This is a genomic window from Vibrio sp. KUL78 (assembly GCF_059725505.1).
Window position 1 is genome coordinate 409,699 of sequence record NZ_AP045838.1, and the last position, 20,407, is coordinate 430,105.

At 43.0% G+C, this 20,407-nt stretch carries 15 protein-coding genes and 4 pseudogenes; 9 read left to right on the plus strand and 10 right to left on the minus strand.

Going from position 1 to position 20,407, the window contains the following annotated elements; genetic code table 11:
- The first annotated feature begins 112 nt into the window (after positions 1-112).
- Complete coding sequence (locus tag AC6I8Y_RS18510; RefSeq protein ID WP_498023056.1) at positions 113-1,300, plus strand: MFS transporter; 1,188 nt, start codon at positions 113-115, stop codon at positions 1,298-1,300.
- Positions 1,301-1,405: 105 nt separating this feature from the next.
- Here the strand turns inward: AC6I8Y_RS18510 and AC6I8Y_RS18515 are convergent, their stop codons facing one another.
- Together AC6I8Y_RS18515 and AC6I8Y_RS18520 are read right to left on the minus strand one after the other, a co-directional pair.
- Positions 1,406-2,371: a ParB/Srx family N-terminal domain-containing protein gene (locus tag AC6I8Y_RS18515; protein WP_498023057.1), complete on the minus strand. Its 966-nt coding sequence runs from the start codon at positions 2,369-2,371 to the stop codon at positions 1,406-1,408.
- 3 nt (positions 2,372-2,374) lie between these two features.
- A complete protein-coding gene (locus AC6I8Y_RS18520) occupies positions 2,375-2,545 on the minus strand; it encodes a hypothetical protein (RefSeq protein ID WP_498022592.1) in 171 nt (56 codons plus the stop codon).
- Between the two features lie 911 nt (positions 2,546-3,456).
- On the opposite strand from AC6I8Y_RS18520, the gene AC6I8Y_RS18525 reads away from it, so the two are divergent.
- A complete protein-coding gene (locus AC6I8Y_RS18525) occupies positions 3,457-4,722 on the plus strand; it encodes a hypothetical protein (RefSeq protein WP_498022593.1) in 1,266 nt (421 codons plus the stop codon).
- A gap of 270 nt (positions 4,723-4,992) precedes the next feature.
- On the opposite strand, the gene AC6I8Y_RS18530 is transcribed toward AC6I8Y_RS18525, so the two are convergent.
- From AC6I8Y_RS18530 to AC6I8Y_RS18550, 5 genes and pseudogenes are all read right to left on the minus strand, one after another.
- Positions 4,993-5,472, minus strand: a complete 480-nt coding sequence (locus tag AC6I8Y_RS18530; RefSeq protein WP_498022594.1) for a hypothetical protein — start codon at positions 5,470-5,472, stop codon at positions 4,993-4,995.
- A 12-nt stretch (positions 5,473-5,484) separates the two neighbouring features.
- A complete protein-coding gene (locus AC6I8Y_RS18535; RefSeq protein ID WP_498022595.1) occupies positions 5,485-7,878 on the minus strand; it encodes an EAL domain-containing protein in 2,394 nt (797 codons plus the stop codon).
- Positions 7,879-8,036: 158 nt separating this feature from the next.
- Positions 8,037-8,234: pseudogene (locus AC6I8Y_RS18540) on the minus strand (IS5/IS1182 family transposase); the annotation flags it as partial.
- Between the two features lie 106 nt (positions 8,235-8,340).
- The gene (locus AC6I8Y_RS18545) at positions 8,341-9,012 is read right to left on the minus strand and encodes a DUF3299 domain-containing protein (protein WP_498022596.1); all 672 of its coding nucleotides are present in this window, start codon (positions 9,010-9,012) and stop codon (positions 8,341-8,343) included.
- A 177-nt stretch (positions 9,013-9,189) separates the two neighbouring features.
- The gene (locus AC6I8Y_RS18550) at positions 9,190-10,518 is read right to left on the minus strand and encodes a metal-dependent hydrolase family protein (RefSeq protein WP_498022597.1); all 1,329 of its coding nucleotides are present in this window, start codon (positions 10,516-10,518) and stop codon (positions 9,190-9,192) included.
- 326 nt (positions 10,519-10,844) lie between these two features.
- Between AC6I8Y_RS18550 and AC6I8Y_RS18555 the strand changes: the two are divergent.
- Positions 10,845-11,051 (plus strand): annotated as a pseudogene (locus AC6I8Y_RS18555) (transposase); the annotation flags it as partial.
- A 117-nt stretch (positions 11,052-11,168) separates the two neighbouring features.
- Here AC6I8Y_RS18555 and AC6I8Y_RS18560 read toward each other — a convergent pair.
- The gene (locus AC6I8Y_RS18560) at positions 11,169-11,384 is read right to left on the minus strand and encodes a hypothetical protein (protein WP_498022598.1); all 216 of its coding nucleotides are present in this window, start codon (positions 11,382-11,384) and stop codon (positions 11,169-11,171) included.
- Positions 11,385-11,579: 195 nt separating this feature from the next.
- On the opposite strand from AC6I8Y_RS18560, the gene AC6I8Y_RS18565 reads away from it, so the two are divergent.
- Positions 11,580-12,839 (plus strand): serine hydrolase domain-containing protein, encoded by a 1,260-nt coding sequence (locus AC6I8Y_RS18565; protein WP_498022599.1) that lies wholly within the window; start codon positions 11,580-11,582, stop codon positions 12,837-12,839.
- Positions 12,840-13,812: 973 nt separating this feature from the next.
- Here AC6I8Y_RS18565 and AC6I8Y_RS18570 read toward each other — a convergent pair.
- Positions 13,813-14,972 (minus strand): IS3 family transposase gene (locus tag AC6I8Y_RS18570; RefSeq protein WP_498022601.1). Its coding sequence is split into 2 segments (ribosomal slippage): positions 13,813-14,708 and positions 14,708-14,972, totalling 1,161 coding nucleotides; the frame shifts between segments, so codons are not numbered across the junction.
- 87 nt (positions 14,973-15,059) lie between these two features.
- Between AC6I8Y_RS18570 and AC6I8Y_RS18575 the strand changes: the two genes are divergently transcribed.
- The 5 genes and pseudogenes from AC6I8Y_RS18575 to AC6I8Y_RS18595 form a co-directional block, all read left to right on the plus strand.
- Positions 15,060-16,046 carry a helix-turn-helix domain-containing protein gene (locus AC6I8Y_RS18575; protein WP_498022602.1) on the plus strand — a complete coding sequence of 329 codons (987 nt, stop codon included), beginning with the start codon at positions 15,060-15,062 and terminating at the stop codon, positions 16,044-16,046.
- A 216-nt stretch (positions 16,047-16,262) separates the two neighbouring features.
- Positions 16,263-17,057, plus strand: a complete 795-nt coding sequence (locus AC6I8Y_RS18580; RefSeq protein ID WP_498022604.1) for a hypothetical protein — start codon at positions 16,263-16,265, stop codon at positions 17,055-17,057.
- A 109-nt stretch (positions 17,058-17,166) separates the two neighbouring features.
- Positions 17,167-18,681 carry a M20 family peptidase gene (locus AC6I8Y_RS18585; protein ID WP_498022605.1) on the plus strand — a complete coding sequence of 505 codons (1,515 nt, stop codon included), beginning with the start codon at positions 17,167-17,169 and terminating at the stop codon, positions 18,679-18,681.
- 61 nt (positions 18,682-18,742) lie between these two features.
- Positions 18,743-19,393, plus strand: a complete 651-nt coding sequence (locus tag AC6I8Y_RS18590; protein ID WP_498022606.1) for a DUF3299 domain-containing protein — start codon at positions 18,743-18,745, stop codon at positions 19,391-19,393.
- Positions 19,394-19,554: 161 nt separating this feature from the next.
- A pseudogene (locus tag AC6I8Y_RS18595) lies at positions 19,555-19,806 on the plus strand (hypothetical protein); the annotation flags it as partial.
- Positions 19,807-19,860: 54 nt separating this feature from the next.
- Here AC6I8Y_RS18595 and AC6I8Y_RS18600 read toward each other — a convergent pair.
- A pseudogene (locus tag AC6I8Y_RS18600) lies at positions 19,861-20,364 on the minus strand (IS5 family transposase); the annotation flags it as partial.
- Positions 20,365-20,407 lie beyond the last annotated feature (43 nt).

Genomic DNA, 20,407 nt, shown 5'->3' on the forward strand with positions numbered 1-20,407 from the left:
CAAATAGCATTGTTCAGTAAATATAAATAATGAATTCGATTATCGCCCAATTATCAAATTTTATTCAACCAATATACTGGCTTCATCGAAACTATGTTTGAAGAGATAAATGATGAAAACAGAAAAAATGCCGCTTCAGGTATGGATTTTAACCCTTGCAGCTTTCGCTATCGGTACCGCGGAATTTGTGATTGCGGGAGTTCTTCCTCAAGTCGCCAACTCGTTATCAATCACTGAAGGACAGGCCGGGTACTTAATCAGTGCCTATGCACTTGCCATTGTGTTTGGCGGTCCACTACTCACGATTTACTTGGCTCGCTTTAACAAGAAGGCTGTCCTTGCTGGGCTAATGATGTTGTTTATCTTCGGAAACATATTGTCAGCCTACTCCCCAAACTATTTTGTATTGATGGTGAGCCGCGTGGTCACTGGCTTAGTTCAAGGGCCTTTCTACGGTATCGGTGCAGTGGTAGCGACCAATTTGGTTTCAGAAAAAATGGCAGGCCGTGCAGTCGGTCAGATGTTCGCAGGGTTAACACTGGCTAATGTTTTAGGTGTGCCCGGCGGTACATGGCTTGGCTTGCAATTCGGCTGGCACATTACTTTTTTGGCTGTTGCTGCTTTTGGCTTAGTCGCCCTACTCTTCATCGCTACAACGATCAAATCGTCTGGTCATGGCGAAACAAAAAATGTAAGAGCACAGCTGGCAGCATTCAAAAACCCAATGTTACTGATCAGCCTTGCTATCACTGTGTTCGCTTGGTCAGGGTTTATGAGTTTGTACGGCTATATCGCCCCAATCGCCATGCACGTCACTGGCTTTGGTGAAAATGCGGTAACTTGGATATTGGTTATCGTTGGTGTAGGTCTAATAGTTGGGAACATCATAGGTGGTCGTTCATCAGACAAAAATCTGCAAAAAGCCTCCATGTTTTGGGCTATAGCAATGGTTGTTTCGCTCGTACTCGTCGGTACAAGCGTTGATAGCAAAGTGTTGTTTATAGCTACTGCTTTTGTGTTTGGTATTGCTTCATTCGCTAACGTACCAGCAATGCAACTTCGAGTCATGAAGCATGGCGGTGAAGGTCAAGAGTTAGCAGCTACAGCAAACATCTCTGCATTCAACCTAGCAAATGCGTTCGGCGGCTTCTTAGGTGGAATGGTACTAGATAGTCAAGTAGGCGCAGGGATGATTCCTTTCGCAGCTATCATTGTCCCTGTGTTTGGTCTGTTATTTATCGCCAAAGCTAACCATGAGGAAAACAAACGGCTTGAATTGGCTCAAAGTTTCAATAGCTAAATTTAGCTCTTAAAACTAGGCTAATCACGGACATTGATTTGCTACAGTTACGGACCTCACGATAGTGAAGGTCCGTAACTGCGCTTAATAAAGATTGCTGATGCGTTAACGAGTTAAATCATATCGATTCTCGTAATCGCGTACGTTGTTACATGGATAAGGGAAATCTTCTATATTGGTGCCGGATTGATAAAACGCCCAGCCTAGCTTTCCAAGTTTCAACTTTCCTTCTGCCGAATTATCCTGGTCCCATTCACAAATGATTTCTTCAATAACGCCTTGTGTATTATTAATCCCTAGCTCAGGCAGTTGACCTAATTCTGCTGTTGTTTTACCGCTATCTCCGAGTAGATAGTAGCTTGGTAAGCTCACCATATATCGCGATGCATCTAGAACAACCTGAACATATTTTTCAATCGTATCAGCATCATCTACGCGGATAGTATCGCGAAGTTCTTCTGCCCAGTAGTACTCAAGAAATGGGATTGACTCTGCGTCTCCTTTATCCCATCCAATATCACGGGTGTAATATACAAGGGTTCGGTAGTCATCGTTTACTAATCCATTGGGGTTCTCGTCATTCGCTTCCCCGAGATCTTTGGGTAGGTCCGCGGGATTGATAGCAACGCCGTTATCGAATAAGTAGACATTCTTCGTTTCTTGCATCTTGTGCCAGAATGCATCCATCGTGAGGCTGTTATTGTCAGCATCAAAAGCATAATTGTCTTCTACGCGCACCAACACCTTTGTCTCTTTTCCACCATTAGCCATATCGTGAAAGCGGCTAAAGGTGTGATGACCGTCGGTCAAGTAAAGCGAACCATCCGGCCCAACAATGACAGTATTGATCCAATCCATGATTCGCTCATCACCATTTTGATCTTCTGAAATTACTCCATCGGATTCTCTTGGGTCTTTACATTTAAAGCTGCCTGGATCATTAAAGTCACTATTGTCATCATAGTAATCAACCGAATCTCTTAGGCCGTAGGTTTCACAAAACACCTCAAAAAGCTTTTCTTCTTCTAACTGCCAGCGACCGAGTTTGTAGTCGTTTTGTAGAAAACCTATTGTTCATTGTGTTGGCATTAGGTCACCAACTGTAACCCAATGCACTTCTCCAGCTGAAAAAGCTAAATGCTCCACTTTTCCTTTCTGACCTAGAGGAGTAACTCCATTATTATTACTGCTGTTACAACCAACCAAGAGACTTGCAAATAGCAATCCTAACGCTGTTTTATTCATCTGTTTTCCATGACTTGTATTAAAATCAGCATGCACTTTAGTTGGTTTGTTTAAAGCTTTTTTACAGAAACACTAATGTTTACAATTAAGTATGGGAAGGGTGTCGTCTCAAGTTGATAGCAGCAAATAAAAGCGAGCGATTCGTTTAAGCGTGTAATGACACAACAGTAAACCACAACACCTTTTGGTTGTCTTATTTGTTGTGATTAATTATCAACTCATCCAACTGCTCTTTTCTACCCATTGTCTATGAACCCTTTCACAAAGCATTTCATCACTTCAAAACCACACAAACCGGAAATCCCCTCTTCTCTGAGCAGTATAGTTCATCTAACCGACCGAACATCGCGAAGTTCGATGACGTGAGCACAGCATTTCAAGCTTCGCACGTTATGACCCAACAAAAACATAAACTAGATATACTCAGAGAATGTGGCCAACAAACGATACATCGTTAGGATATTCCCAAACGCACACTCCGGCGGGATCTATTTTATTGTTCGATAACTCCCTCCGACCCATGTCAACCCAACATATAACATCTTCGATAACACGCTCAAAAGCTCGCTGGTTCAGTACGATACTGGAAGGCGTCGAACTGGAGTTAGCACGAGAAAACCAGATTGAACTGTGCCAAGGCTTCTTGTTTTCTAGAGCAATGCCAAGAAGCCAGACTAAAGACTGGATTGTAAGCAGAAATAGTGCGATCGAGCTGACAAACAAAAGCCACTAGCTTATTTTGCTTTTGATCTGACGCTAGGTGACCAATTTAACCAACATACGGTCCAGCGGTATTTAGCAATGCCCGCTCATTGCCGGTCTCAGTTATGATACTTTGTACAATTCAGGCCAGCATGCTCGCGTAACTCAAGCTGCCTTACTACACTTAAATTTTTGCCGAGAACTATTCCATGCACCCAAAAACCTTAGCACTATCCGCTCTAGCATTGCTTTTGTCTGCTTGCCATGACTCTGAGCCTGATATCAACGAACTGGCACCAAGCATTAAAACAGAAACCGGCGTGTTTATAGACAGTCCCGTTTCCGGTTTAGAGTACCAAACCCTCACTCAAAGCGGCGTAACAGACTCTAATGGACAATTCACCTATGTCGATGGTGAACAAATCACCTTTTCTTTTGGAGACATTATTGTTGGCTCATCGCTAGCCAGAGATGTTATGACCCCCCTCACCCTATCCGGTTCGTTTAGTACCGAAGAGGACCGCACGCTCAATGTCGTTCGATTTCTACTGTCTTTAGACTCTGACGAAGACGCTTCGAATGGCATTTCTTTGACACAAGCGCAGCGAGAAGCGGCAAGTTTCAATATTGATTTCAATGTGCCTGTTGGTGATTTTGAAAACCAGCCAGATTTACAGGCCGCAATCGCAGAATTAGCACCCAGTGGTACGCTGACACCTGCAGATACCGCTAAAGAGCACATCGAGACAACTCTGACAGGGTTATCGTATACATACGGCGGGTTTGTCGGGTCGTGGGAAGTTGCTATTGACGCTCCCGAATACCGTGAAATTTACGCGTTCCTTTCCAATGGCGAGTACATCGCTATTAACCTATTTTTAGGTCAGAATACTGATGCAACAAGCCTCGAATGGGGTAGCTATGGCGTTGACCGATTGGAACGGACCGAGTTTTTTTCTGACACCGTTTTTATTGACCAGAATGGAGAAGATGGGCTATCGAGCACCAGGACAACCGAGCAAATAGGACAAGAAACCGGGGTTCGCCTCGAGTTATCGAATCCAAGCGACAATGAACTTTTATTTGACCTGACACTCATTATAGACGGAATCAAAGCGGGAGAAATCGACTTCATAGCGAGTCGCTTAAATGAAACAGGACTATCTGGTACTTGGCTGAACCCGTCAGTCGACGACGGACAATTGGATATGATTCTGCTAGTAGATAATCACTACTTTCATTTAAATGTAGAGACCTCTTCGGAGATATCGGACGCAGGGACTACAGGAGGCCTAGAGTATGGCTCATTTGCAAACAATGAAGGCAATCTTGAGTTAACCGTTATTTCACAAAACCATGACCGCGAAAGCACCTTTGCCGCAATGGTTAGCGGTTCTACTCTTGTGTTTGGAGATGAATTGTTACTACTTACCATGCCAGATGGTACTGAGCTGAAATATGTAAAACACAGGTAGTTAACAAAGTGCAGCTCAAGAGTGGGACACCCCAGAGCTGAAAAATTCGACTACAGAAGCTCTATTGCTCTGTTCTGATAATCGATAAGGTCTTAGTGCTGTATCCATTTAACAAGCTCCTCGCCAAGACAAACGTCGATACCTGCATCGCACTTCAAACCATGCAATTAAGCTTTAGTGTCATCTTAATATTCAACCTAGATAATAATGGAGTAACGTCCCATTACTTAATACCTTAACCCGCATATATTTGTTGAATATGCACCTAATTTACTCATCGTCAATTACTGGATGAATAACGACCTCTTTTATCCAAAAGACCATCTTGTAATGGTAATGAGCGCGATCTAAGTTCGGGAAAAGGTCAAGGTTAAACACCAACCCGTATGAAACCTTACTGTTGTCAGCTGTTATCTTCTCGTTATTAGCAAAATAAGCCAATAGTGGCCTGAATGTATCGATTTCTTCATTAGTCACATTGGATATGTAGTTATTTTGAGCCACCAACGTAACAGATGAGTACTCACCATCGTAAACAACACCCACAACATCACTCAACAGAAACCCCTCGTACTCTTGTCTGTCAACAAACCACGGTAGATTAGTTGAGAAACCACTAGTTTCAAGTTTCTCAAGTAATGTTTCATGTTCAATGTAAGTGGATGGCTGAGTGCCAACCCTAATCACTAATCCTTCTGCAAAAGAAGCAAGAGGCAATAAAATCATCATTATGGAAAACAGTAATCTCATGGCTACATCACTCTAGTTATTAGTGAAAAGATCGAACACATCATCAATCGGCTTTGGCGCTGAATAGTAGTACCCTTGAATGAGGTCACATCCTAACGCGGACACTAAATCCCGCTGAACTTTGGTTTCAACCCCCTCCACTACAATGAGCAAATTTTTAGATTTCCCGATCGCTACAATGGCTCTTATCAGTGAGATATCTTCATTTTCATCACCCGTTAGATCCTTGACGAACGCTCGGTCGATTTTCAGTTCTGAAATCGGAAGCGTATTGAAGTAACTTAATGATGAATAACCGGTCCCAAAGTCATCCATTGAAACATGTATGCCAGCATTTCTGATCCGCTGCAGAACGGGAATAATGGCTTTTGGCTCTTCGATGAGTATGTTTTCTGTTATCTCTAAAACGACACGATTTTTTCTTATGCCAGCTTCCGTAACCGCATCAATGAATTCGTTCACAAAGTCTTCTAGGAGCAACTCTTGGGGTGATATATTGATCGACACCGTCACATCGGAAGTTTCATTAGGGTATTTCTCTACCACCTGTTTACATGCATTACGAGCAACATAGTCACCAAGTTTGCGTGCGAGGCCAAGCTCCTCCGCAATTTCAACAAACAGATCTGGACGCACAAAGCCCAACTCTGGGTGTGACCACCTCACTAACGCCTCTAGCCCTCGCAGTTGTTCGGTCTGACTGTCCACTTGGGGTTGAAAGAAGATATCTATCTCTCCGTTATCTATCGCGCTACTTAAGTCATCTTCTATTCGTTCTTCCACCTGCATCATTTCTGACAGCTCATCGTTTATAACGAGAATTTGTGAATGCAGTTTCGTTTTGGCGCGGTATAGAACAGAAATCGCCTGATCGATGAGTTGCTCAGCGCTCCCCCCACTCTCAGGATAACCACTGACGCCCATACGACAATCGACGGCACAAACATTATCCTCAATAACAAACGGCTCAGAGAAAACAGCACGAATACTCTCTACTTTGTTATTGAGCTTCCATGGTTGATTACTCGTTTTGAAACAGAATAAGAATTCATCGCCGCCATATCGGCACACAAAGTCTTTTTCGGAAATGATACCTTTGAACTGCTTTGCGATTTCTTTGATCAAGAGGTCACCAATACGGTGAGTGTGTCGGTTATTGATCCGCTTGAGGTCTACGATGTCCACTAGAATAATGAGCACCCTTTCAGAGTTCAGGGCTGCCTCTTTTATGGCGTTATCGATGACCTCCTTCGATTTAAACTGACTCGGCAATCCAGTAAGAGCGTCATAATCAATGGTCCTTTGCAGGCGCTCTTTCGCGTCCATGATCTTAAACATGTCTCTTTTGACACGAAATTGATAACGCTTGAGTCGCTTGTGCACATTGCGACCAAGGAGTAGTGAGGTTACAAAGAGCACAACAGACATAGCAAGTATCACCACACCCATTCGTTTTGCCTGCTCAGCATTCTGAGCACTTGCTTTCTCCTCTCGCTCTGCTAAATCTTGCTCAAATCGAGACAAATAAAACCCACTGCCAATTAGCCAGCCCCATTCTGGTATTGTTGTGATATACGATATTTTAGAGCCCTCGCCCTCCTGCTCCTCAGTGAACTTAAATTGGTAGTGAACAAAACCTTCGTAGTTGACAAAGTTATATAGAGTCGTTTTTAAATCAAAACCCGTTGCCTCATAGAAGGTTTTGGAAAGTAGCTCGGCCCGCGGGTGCAAGATCACTTTGTAGTCTGAATCCAGAACAAAGAGGTAATCCTCGGGAATGTCATTGCTTTCAAAGATCCTCAACTCCGCACTTGTTAGATGTTCCGGTGCTTCCGCAAAAGGCTTCAACCAGTTTAGAACCTGGCGCTGCGTACGCTTGGTGATGATTCTTTTATCGATTGAAACGGTGATTTCCCAACCTAATTCTTCAATACCAATACTTCGTTTGTAAAACTCATGGTCATCATGGCTCCCTCCACTTGATAAGATAACCACACCCGCTCCATCTCTTATTGAAGTACTGAAGCCTCGACTCGATTGCAGGGCTCGCACGTAGCCTTGAATCCGATTCCTGAACAAAGGAGTGTCAATGCTTGAAGACTGTCGATACGTTTCAAGAATTACGTTCTTATACTCTTCGATCTCCCACTCGAGCTCTTTCAGTGTGTTGAGTTCTGCGTTGGATATTTCGCTTCTGACCTTCTTACGAAGCCGGTGTATTTGCTGCCGAACAATATTTCTTTGCTCGTCGATGAGATTATTGTGTAGCTGCGAACGATTTAGATCATGCTGATGCTGATTGTTCTCGTAGAATAGAAACAACATCATCGCAAAACTGACCATAAGGAGAAGTGCGGGGGCGTACTTAATCGTTTTAGTGAGGTTTTCGTCGTCTTTCTTGGACATGGTGGAGCCTAAGCACTGGATATAACTAGCTTAATTGTAGTTTATCTTGTACAAGGAGATTCAATGATTCTCTTTGCTATCTCGAATATGAAACATCTCTTATAGGCTTGTTAGCCCAATTCAGCGAAAAAGTGAACACTAGCCGAATAGTCCGCATTTTAAACAACATACTGAGTTTCGGGCACACCTATCTCAGTTCGCTTATTGAGTGCTTTGATCATGGCGTAAGTCTCACCAACTTGTACGTTGTAACTTCGAAGCGTTAGTGAAGCACCTAGTAGTTGTTTTACTCTATACATAACAGTTTCCGGCAATGAGCGCTTTTGGTAACCATACTTCTGTGTCCACTTTTTGTTTGGTACAACGACGCAAGAAGGGAGTTGCGTCCATCACATCAAAGCCCTTTTCTACTGCCACAATAAGTGAAACACTTTCCTTCGATCTATTCTGCGAAGACCATCATCAGAAGAAGTGAACCGTCTCTGCTCTCATCGAATAAATAGCATCAACCACGCTACTACCATCATAATACTGGATAGACTCGCGAGTAGACTCAGATTTGAGTACACCTTCGACCCAGAATGCATTATGCAAGTCTAGTAGTTCAACGGGGCTTTCTAGTGTGACTAAAACCACTTGGTTCGCTGGTGGTGGAGGGGTGTGAATACAGGCTCCAGCATTTGGAACCATTAGAAAGCTTTTTACTTTTATCCCTTCAAAATCCAATGGCGCCATGAACCCTGCTATCTTCGTTTTAAAGCCCAATACGGCTTTATTCGCAGTATATGCAGCCTTTTTACGCGCCTTAATAATTTCTATTCGTGCTTTGAGTAACGCATCTACATCGTAGCCTTTGTTCGATAGAACAGAGCGAAGGTGGTTGGATTTCTCCATTAGGGTCCTATCTGTGCTACCAGCTGTTAGGTTATTCTGTGCGACAACGAGGTCCTTCAACATTTGTTTAACGGTATTCGGCATGTTTACAAATGGGTCGTTGTCTACCTCAACATCGATAGAAAGAGATTGCCATGTTAAATATTTTTGACCAGAATCATCCGTAAAGTACTCGACAGCGTTAGTGTATATCGAGTAACAAAGTAAAACTGGCAACACTAATAGTTTGAAAAAAGTCAAAACAGTAACCCTTATCAATACAGCCAGAGTTACTGACTATATTTAGCCAATTGAGCGTTTGTACTTCAAAAAGGTGACAATTTTGCTTATCGCCCGCCTAAAGAGAACAATCCCTTTTCCAACACCGTTCCATTTACACGGTGCTGGAAATACACTTTCTGATGCATCGAGTCGAGATTACAACATATTCTTGTAAACAATTCCGTCTTTCATTATTAGTTTGAAGTTATCATCAGGGTTACCCATCAGCTCGAGATTTTCCATTGGGTTGCCATCTATAATTATCAAATCGGCATAAGCGCCCTCCTCGATCTTACCCAACGGTCCTTCTTGATATGGGTGTCGATTGCCACTCAACTCTAATAATCGAGCATTATCGGATGTCACCATTTTAAGCACCTCAAAGTTTGTAAACCACGTTCCCATTCTCACCAAAAGCTCGCTTTGTTGCTTCGCTTTCGAAGCATCAAGCAACTGATCTGTCCCAAAAGCAACGTTCACTCCTATGTCTCTTGCTCGCTTGTAAAGAGTATTCACTGCATCAGTAACTTGCTTGTACTTTTTTGCGCTAACAGGACTAGACCATTGCATATCTTCTTCAAACATCGCCTGTGGACTCAACCATACCCCTTTCTGTTTCATAAGTTTCAACGTATCATCGGATGCAAAAAAACCATGCTCTATGGACATAACTCCCGCTTCAACTGATGTTCTGATCCCTTCATCTGTCATTACATGAGCAATAACATACGTGTTATAGTTTTTCGCTTCTTCGACAACAGCTTTTATCTCATCAACAGAGTACTCACTTACATCTAGTGGGTCATATTGTGATGAAACACCTCCACCCGTTGTAATTTTGATTTGGCTAGCACCATATTTTAAGATTTCTCGTGTACGTTTACGCACTTCGGGTACACCATCCGCCACCATGGCCATCATATTTTTTTCCCAGTAGCTCAACTCAGAGTCTGAATTTCTTGGATTCTCAGAAAAAACATTATGAAAATCAGCGTGCCCTGACGTTTGACTCATGAAGGGTCCAGAAGGCAAAATACGATGACCGGGAAATTCTCCCGAATCTATTAACTTTTTGATTGAAAATGGATTACCTCCGGGATCGCGTACGGTTGTAAAACCACGCATTAGAGTTTCCTCCGCACCTTTCATGCTTCTTATAGCGACTTCAGACATATCTCCGGCATTCATAATAAGTACTCGTGCAGGCGTATAGGCATAAGTAGTATGCCAATGCGCATCAATGAGCCCTGGCATCAGAAACTTTCCTTGCGCATCAATAACCTTCGCGTTGTCCTCAACTAAATCCGAGCCAATTTTCGTGATCAAGTTATTCTCAACTAAAACGTCTACACCTACCTTGATCTCTTGATTCTCTCCATCAAAGACATTAGCGTTTTTAATCAATGTCATTTGGCTCTCTGCGAGACTAGAGTGTCCAAATGCTAGTAGAAGCACCAAAAGCAACGAGTTCACTATTTTTTTCATTGGAATTCCTTAACTATCAAACAATACTTTTTCACATCCTAGGTGAATTTCTTTGATATGCTTACATCCCTAAGATTGCTCAAAAAAACACCAGATACATTAGTGTAATACATCACTCATATTTTGCTGTTGTTTGATTCTGCCAGCGCGAATTCTGATGCATTTTTTTGAGCATCTTCCTTGCTTAAAACTGTTTCTCATCCTTGATGACTTAGCTCGTAGACCTTTTATTAAGACAGATAAAAGCGGCTTTATAGCGAAATTCGAGTGAACTAAATCAAGACATTACGATCAGATCGGTGAGTTCCACTCGTAGACATCGCTTCATCCCTAAACCCTACTTCAAAACTAAAAACTGGCGCCAGTACAACTATTCATTGATTAACAAAGACTCGCTCACATTTTGGTTCGACGAGGAAGCGATAGGAGCCTGGAAGCAGGGAAAGCGCCGTAGGCCTCGTACACTCAGTGATCTCGCTATCACTACTGCTCTGATGGTTAAGCGTGTATTCTCGATGCCCTTGAGAGCACTTTAAGGCTCTATAGACTCGGTGTTTACTTTGGCCTGGCCGTTTACAATTAGTATGCCTGGAACTCAATATATTGCTTGAAACTTTGTCATTTTAGAAACATTTCGCCTTGAACTCGATTTAAGCATCAAAGCCGCTTGAAGGATTCCACACTATCCACGATAGACCGAGCAAGGTAATACCATCATCACTGTTTGGCACCACAGTCTTGATAGATGAAAATATTCGATTCGCCACAACCAAAGCTTCTAAATAGATCAGTACAACATAGATGGTCAAGGCTAGTAGATACGAGTAACTAACCAATGTATTGCTTGAAGTAACTGACTCGGACACATCATTTCGTTTATTCAAAATCAACTAATACGCCTGAAATAGGACAACTATCGATGGATCGCATCCGTCATATTGTAGTTAGTATCAGTTATTCCTGGAGTTAAAGTACAACTATGAAGCACAGCAGTTAACATCAACTCTACCTCGGGATGCTGCTCTCGCAATTTTGATGTTTGTAACTTATGGAAAAATAAAATGAAAGATACTAAGTCTCCTATACAACGGACACCAATCGAAAATTTTCTTAATGGCTTTCCTCTTGAACTCGCAGAGCGAACACTAAAGTCAGACCTTCCCGTGCTTATGGCAGGAGGTGATGAATCGCTCTATTGGTCGATGAGGACATCTGAATGCTTACCAACTGCGGTTTTACCGCAAAGAACACCAACAAAGCCATTTGGTCGGAGACTGATGCCTGAAATTGGTACCGTTCAAGCCGAGACAGAAAACTGGGGCCAGATGACGCTAAATGAGTTTCTAGCCCGACCAGACAGTTACTCACAAGGCTACCTAGTCATTCACAAAGGCGATGTGGTATTTGAATCTTACCCTCGTATGCACTCAACAGATCACCATATTTGGATGTCGACAGCTAAACCAACAGCGGCATTGTTGGTTGAGATCCTAATAGATGAAGGCCATATCGACGAGCACGCACCAATGTCTCGATATATCAAAGAGTTTGAAGGAACTGAGTGGGATAACATCACGGTAAACCATACCTTAAATATGGGCACCGGATTAGATATTGAGGATACCAGCGAGAGCCGCAGTGATCCTGATTCACACCCAACGCGCCTCTACAGAGCGGAGTTCAATATGCCTTACAAAGGCAGAGTTGAACGAGTTGTTGATGTTTTAGCAACTGCAGAAAAAGAGTGTGAGCCAAACAAGAAGTTTGCTTATGCATCAGCTCATACTCAAGCGCTCGTTGTATTAGTTGAAGCAGTCACTGGTGAACGTTGGTCTCAATTATTTGATCGTAAAGTGTGGTCAAAGATAGGGGTTGATGGACCGTTACAAGTTCATACTGCTCCAGATGGAAGCGCGCTGGCACACGGAGTTATCTCCAGTCAACTTTCAGACCTTGCTCGATTTGGTATGTTGTACACACCGAGTTGGCACAGAATTGCATCTGAGCAAGTCGTGACAGACCAAGCACTACAAAGAATTAGAAATGGAGTACAAACACACGAGTTCCTGATGAATGGCTTTGATGGGCCTGTGTTTGCGAAGATGCACGGTGAAGAAAGCAATCCAACATTTATCTCGAACTCACGTCAATGGGATCTTCTATGGCCAGATGGAGATATGTGGAAGGGCGGACTTATGACCCAAGGTTTATACGTGTCTTATGACAAAGATCTAGTGATTGTGTATTTCAGCACAAACAATGAAGATCATTCTGGCCACAGATGGGCTCGCCGCATTGCAAACTCAGGTTTATTTAAGTAAACAAGGATATTATTCTGGATGATAGTCGTGTCGATATTTGCTTACGCCAACAAATACTTTACCGACTATCTGTATAACCAGATGTCCGAAACTGCTCTATGTAAAAATCCGTCTTCTTAGAGGACGGATTTAGTTTTCAGCCCCTTCAAGGGGGCATCGCCGCGCTGTCAATCCATCATAGACTCCGACTTAAACTCATACTCTTGGACTTATTTACCTTTACGTCTAACGTAACGCCGAATTATGTCCTCGTTCACACCTGCCGCATAAACAAAGTATCCCCCTAAAAGACCTAAACAAACAAAAGTTATGTGTAAGTCGGCAAGAGTTCCCACTCAAACGCTCAACCAAGCCTCGGAATTATGTCATATTACTGTAATGCCTATGTAATATGATATGTTTATCATTAGTGCAAATACTTTAAAGTGGGCTCGATTCCTTGCGGAAATATCGGACTTTTACGTTAGAAGACAAAGTAACAAAGAAGTGCCTGTTTGGACTTACAGGGTGTCTTTCAAACTCTTTCGCAAACGCTCCTTGTGTCTGTGCGGTTCAACTGAATGGCATAAAACTCTACAAAGCTTTTGGTGGCACTATTCGACTAGAGGCAATTATCAATCATACTTCACGCAAGCTTGGATTTGTCCAAATTGCAAACCTAAAAGCTCTATACCGTCATGATAACATCTCGTTTATGACGCCAAAAAACTATTGTGTTATCGGCTATGAAATAAATGAATGCTACTACATTGTTCTTCATCATGATGAGCCGATATTTTACAAGCCAACAAGCCCCCAATAAAAACTGCCATAACGAGTTTAAAATGTAACTGTTCACCATGAGACTGTGTCAACATACAAGTTCAAGTTTCTCCTGATTTTTTGGGAGCATAGCTTTTTATGCAATCCCAAGGACGTATCAGATAAAAAAACTTGTATTCTCTTAGGCTGGTAAGTTAAAGGGGTGTTCTGGTCAACTCCAGCCGGACACCTTTTTTAGAGAGTTTTCATAATTAATCGGCGACATATCATTATTCGCCGAGTGTAGCCTTTCGAGGTTGTAGTACCTCATGTAGGCTGAGACATCTTTCTTCATGTGCTCTCGAGTTGGCTGATGAACCTTAAATAGCCAGTCATGCTTTAAGCTTCCGAAGAAGCGTTCAACTACAGCATTATCCCAGCAAGCCCCAACATCACCCATACTGGCTCGCATGCCATATTCTTGTAGCAACTTACGATATTGCTTACTGGTGTATTGAGAGCCTCGGTCACTATGGAACACCAGTCCTTTGCCGGGTTGTCGTAAGTTATAAGCTTTCATCAGAGCCTTACTAACCAAGTCGGTAGTCATTCTCTTATCAACATGCCAACCGACTATTCGCCGAGAGTGCAAGTCCATGACAATCGCCAGATACATCCAGCCTTCACCTGTTTTCAGATAAGTCACATCGCCAGCCCAAACCTGATTTGGAGCAACAGGATTAAAGTTCTGGTTCAGCAAGTTATCGGCAACCGCATCACTGTGTTTTCGCTTGGTTGTAACTTTGTAAGCTACTCGTTGAGTCACTTTCAAACCAAGCTTATTCATCACCGCACGAACTCTGTAGCGGCCAACAGCAAAGCCTTCTTCACGCAGTTTCTTTGTCATTTCCCGATTTCCAAGGCTCTGTCGACTTTGCTTAAATAGCTCCTTTGCTCGACGGTAAAGGCTCAGCGTTTCAGCTGTAACTACCTTGGCTGGCCGTTTAAGCCAAGCATAATAGGCAGAGCGGCTTACTCTCATTGCGAAGCAAAGCCTGATGACTGGAAACCGGAATGACTCAGTTTTGATGAAGTTGAATTTTACTTCATTTCTTTCGCGAAGAAGGCCGAAGCCTTTTTTAAAATATCTTTTTCCATGCGTAACTCTTTGACTTCTTTACGGAGTCGCTTGAGTTTATCACGCTCATCATCTGAAAGCTCAGTACCTTCAAGCTGAGCTTCGAGCTTTTCCTTCCACTTGTAGAGAACGGTTGTTGTAACGCCAACGGCTTCTGCTGCCTGAGCCACGCTATAACCTTGCTCTCGCACTAAAGCCACTGCTTCTTCTTTAAATTCTTTAGGGTAGCGTTTGTAAGCTCTTTTCTGAGTCATTATTCACCTCATTGATCTGACAAGTATTGTCTCTCAATTCAGTGTGCGGCTCTATTAGACCAGTACATCATTAGAAGGTCTAAGTTTGTGAGTCAGTTTGCGTTAAGTTATTCTTCGATTTTACAACCATATTTTTATACTTTTGAGATGTACGGCCACAATCCCCAAGACCTGTATAAGCCTTTAGGTTTAAACAAGTCACACTTTACTGACAGCAAGGCTTACCTGCCTACTTATGCTCTTGGACATATCATTGACTCCGGCGTACATCTGTCAGGCGAGCAGAAGATTAGTTACATGGCAGGACTGTCTGACATCTCAATGGGGTTGCACCCAATAACACAGAGGGTGTTGAATGCTAACAAACAGGATCTACTCGAAACGTTGATCAGCGTTTTGAACCAAAATAGACTCCATGGCACACACTCAAAATTCTCTCTAAAGTACGAAGATGATGAGATGCGGATCTACCACAAAAGTGCCATTCCCAAAGGGTACAGAGGGTTTTCACATGCACAGATATTTACAACAGCAAAAATCATCAATCTTATCAGGTCGTTTGGCGATCCTTTTTGGAGGCCGCGGTACCTCGTATTACAACCTGAATTGATAGTACAAGATTCGCTTCTCTCTGCTACTACACAAAGGGCCGTCTATACTGGAAGGCCTTGCAGTTATGTTCCTTTGGACTTAAAACTCACGGAGTGTCAATCTTCATGTCTTCATACCGATAACAAGATTACTCTGCAGGCTTTAGATTCTGTAAAGACTTGTATTGACCTGTTGTGGCAGCACAAATACTTTGATCTCGAGTTTTTGTCTCATCTGTATGGTAAGTCAGAACGCACTATACAAAGGTTATTCTCCGATACGGGAGAAACATTTCGGAGTTACCTTAACAAAATAAAGATTCAAAAGGCAATCGAGCTGATAGGCGAAGGCAGAAAGGTTACCGAAATTGCCAAGCTACTTCATTACAATGAGCCAGCTAATTTAACCAGAGCAATAACAAAACATACCGGCAAACCACCATCTTTTTTTAAAGTCAATAACGATTACGCTCCTCTTGATTAACAAGTGGGAACAAAATGTGGATTCAAACCCCAAAAAAACACCTCCTTATATACTTGTCGTAATATGATAGGGAACTTATATTCTTAGCTGTTGTACATTGTTGCTCTCGCGAGATTTAGAACGACAAACCATGTGTTCAAATCGTTTTAAGTTGTCAGTTATGCGCTCACAAGGACGTGGTTCATACTCTATTTAATTGCTTCGTTCGAGAGTTATATGACCATTAAAAAATTAATTCCCTTATTAGTTTGTTCTTCTTTTGTTAGCCCTACATTCGCAGATGCCATTGATGAAATCGAAGTTATTGACAGTGAGCACGAGATAGCTGTTGAAGATGATTTTGACGCCTCCGATCTAACACGCGCAGTGACCTCTGGTTATGTTGGCATGAACAGTAAAGGCGACGTAAAAGCGTCGGGCTCTATCGCATACTCTCTTCAAAATGGGCAAATGGCTATGGGAACCATCGAAGCCTCAATTGATGGTGAAGGCAATTATAAAGACAGTCGCGCTCAGTATTTTCATGTATTTAACACGGGGAATAAGACGTCTCCTCGTGTCGCCGCGTCCGTCGACATCATAAATAACAACCAGTTCACAACTGCCGCATTCGGTGCAATCTCACTCGCGCATACACCATATAAACCTTTAACATTCTTTGCTCGAGGTGCCGCTTTAGTTGGTGAGTATGATTCGGACTTTGCCAAAAGCTTTGGCGCATCTGACACCAATATCGTGGGTGGTATGGGAGCCGTCTATGCAGTTTTAAAAACTGGTGATGACGGAACCTTTCTAGCAGCCTTCCCGGAATATACCTATATGGGTGGCGACATTAATATTACTAACTTGAAAACAACAGTTCTAGCGGCAACTCCTATGTCTGCAGATGGAAAGCGTTGGGGTCAAGTGCGCTTTGAATCCACTCAAACAGAAGTAACCGATGCTAGTGGCAACAAGCATAAACCTGGTACAGAAAACGTAGTGTGGTTCAACTACAAAGTGTTCTTCTAGCAACCTCACAACATCATCTAAGTATCATTACTATAATCAACCAGTGGCCTCCACTTTTGCCTTGCTAGAAAGATTGGCCACTTGCTTAAATAAATATAGGATTATCCAAATGGCTAAGTTTAAAATGCTATTGACTAGCTTCGCAGTCACAGCCGGTCTTTCTGCGTTGTCTGTTCAAGCGGAAGAATTCCCTTCAATGCAGATGCAAGGGATTGAGCAGATTAAGGTTGACGTTGACCTAGAAGGTGCAGCTCAGCGTCTTTCTAAGGCAATACAGTATCCCACCATTTCAAATCAAGACCGAAACGACTTCGACACTGAAGCTTTCTCTGGCTATCACGAATTCATTAAGCAGTCATACCCGAATGTACATAAAACTCTTCAACGCGAAGTTTTAGGGGACCCAAGACCCTATAGTTTGTTGTATACGTGGGAAGGCAAAGATCCATCTCTCCCACCAGCAGTTTTCATGGCGCATATGGATGTAGTTCCCATCGCTGAAGACTCAAGAGATGAGTGGCTAGTCGAACCTTTTTCTGGTGAGATAAAAGATGGCTACATTTGGGGCCGTGGTTCTCTGGACGACAAAAACCAAGTGCACGCTATTCTCGAAGCTGCAGAAATGAAAATCAAAGAAGGCTTTCAACCTAACCGAACCATCATGTTTGCATTTGGCCATGATGAAGAGGTAGGCGGCCCTGAGGGCGCAAAACATATTGCTGACGTTGTCGAAGCTCGTGGCTATGAGCGTATTGGGTTTGTGATTGATGAATCAGCCCCTTTAACTCCGGGTATCTTCCCTGGCATTCGTGAGAATACAGCCCTAATTGGTATTGCTCAGAAAGGTTTTGTGAGCCTAGAGCTTTCAACGAGTGGTGTCGGTGGACACTCCTCTATGCCACCAGAGGAGACGCATATCGGTATACTAGCAAAGGCCGTTGCTAAAGTAGAAGACGCAAAATTCCCGTACAAAATTCATGACGCGATCCGCTACCAGTATCAATATATGGGTCCAGAGCTTCCTGAAGAAAACCGAGAGTTATACAAGGCCGTTGCCCATGGTACGAACGATGAAATGACACCTATGGAGGAAAAGTTCATAGAGGTGATGTCCACAAACCCTGTTACTCGGGCCATGCTCCATACAACAACCGCTGTGACAATGTTTAATGCAGGTGTCAAAGACAATGTATTGCCACCAGGCGCAACTGCAGTAGTGAACTTCCGCCCAATGCCTGGTGATACACCTGAAGTTATCATGGCTCACCTAAAAGAAGTGATCAATGATGACAGAATCAGCATTCGTGATATCTCCGCTTCGACACCGGCAACCAACGTTGCAGATCCTCACGGACCGGGATACAAGTTACTGGAAAAAACCATCAGACAAACATGGGGTAATGATCTTATTGTTTCACCATTCTTTGTAATTGGTGGCTCTGACTCGAAGCACTTCCAAGCGCGTGATTTTGCACCTGATGTGTACACAATCACGGCGATTCAACTTGAAAACACGAAGGAATTTGAAGGTTTCCATGGTGTTAACGAACGTATTCTTGTTGAGGAGTATGGCCGCTCCATTGGCTTCTTCTATACTCTCTTGGACAATCTAGAAGAGTTGTAAACTCCACTAACATGACTGAAAAGAGGCTCAAGGATGAGCCATTTTCACCAGGTCAACAGCTATGAACAATTTCAACACCTTATGTTTCGGCACAATGAAAACAGTCTTATTGAGCTTTTTGGTCTTTTCTACAGGGGCTAATGCAAACGAAGCTATTGCTTGGGACGCTTTAAGACCGAGCGTTGTACAGAGTTTCAGTGCGCTTACCGCAGGCGAGCAAGCATTGATAAACGAAATCTATGTCTATCAACTAGCCAAACAGAATAGAAACCTACATCCAATGGAGGTTTCAGGCTATGAGCAGCGTATCGCCCTTGCAACTAGAAAAGGGTTAAACGTCGATGAGTTAATTACGCAAAAGATAAGTGGAGAAAGTGCCGCAAATGCAGTAATCGATAACTTATCTCTTAATGACATAAAACTACCCGGATACTTGGTGCCGCTTGAAATGACAGGGTTACTTGGAACTCAGTTCATACTTGTCCCGACGGCTGGTGCCTGCATACACATGCCGCCCCCCCCAGTAAATCAGACAGTTTTAGTCGACATACCAGAAGGTTATGAATTGCAAGGGTTGTATACGCCTGTTTGGGTTAATGGTGACATAAAAGCCGAATCGATGAAGAAGTCTGTTGCGCTATCAGATGGTAATCAAGCTGTTGAAACAGGCTATAAAATCTCTGCAGATAAGATTGAACTGTACAAGCAGTAGCAACCTGTACCTATTAGTTTAAATTATATCAATCGGCTCATGACGTACGCCAAGTCGAGCCGACGACCTCTCATACTCATCAGGCCGTGATAGTCTCACCTCAAACATATTGAATCTTAATGTGTAAATACGTTAGCATTCGCTGCGCTTATTGTTGCGTTATAACGTTATTCAAAGGAAATTTAAGTGAAAGAAATCTAGTCTCTATAGCTGTTGGCAGTTTATTTGTTTCTCCAGTCTTTGCCGACACGCTTTCAAACCCTTAGATATGAGTTGTACTAGACGGTTATTACCAAGATAGCTAGCGCAATAATTCAGAGCGTGAAGAAGGATTTGGCCTTGGCAACACTGAGCTGAACATGTCCGCAAACAGTGATGACAAGTTCCATGGCGCGCTGACTGCTGTTTTAGAAGGCCTTGTTGCTTAATTCAGATAGAAGACATACCTGTCCCATAGCGCTTGATTCTTAAACGATGTACTGAGTTTCGCGCATACCTAACCCTGTAAGCTTATTCAACGCATTGATCATAGTGTAGGTCTCGCCAACTTGAGCGTTGTAATTTCTAAGGTTTAATTTCCCTCATAACAACTGTTTCACTCGATACAATGCTGTTTCTGATAGCGAGCGCTTGCGATAGCCATACCGCATTTTCCACTTCTTTTGGGAACCGTAGAGCTTCTGACAACCTACTGCTAAGTTGCGAAGGTCCCCTTGCATCCAGAAGGCAGCCCCTTCTCGTGGCGAGCTAAGCGGAACCGCTCGCTTGACTCGTATAGCATCATTGCAATCCCTTGTGTCATAAGCGCCATCGACTGATATCTCAATGATTTTACGATGTGTCTACTAGAGTAAATTGGGGAGCACTTCGGCATCGGTTGCGTTGGATAAGCTTAGTTCAGCTGCGATTATTTCGTAGGTGCTGGTATCGACTGCGATGTACAGCTTACACCAGAATCTGCGCTTCCCATCATAAAGCTTCCGATATCAGCAAGAAAGTGAGCTTCAAGAGCCC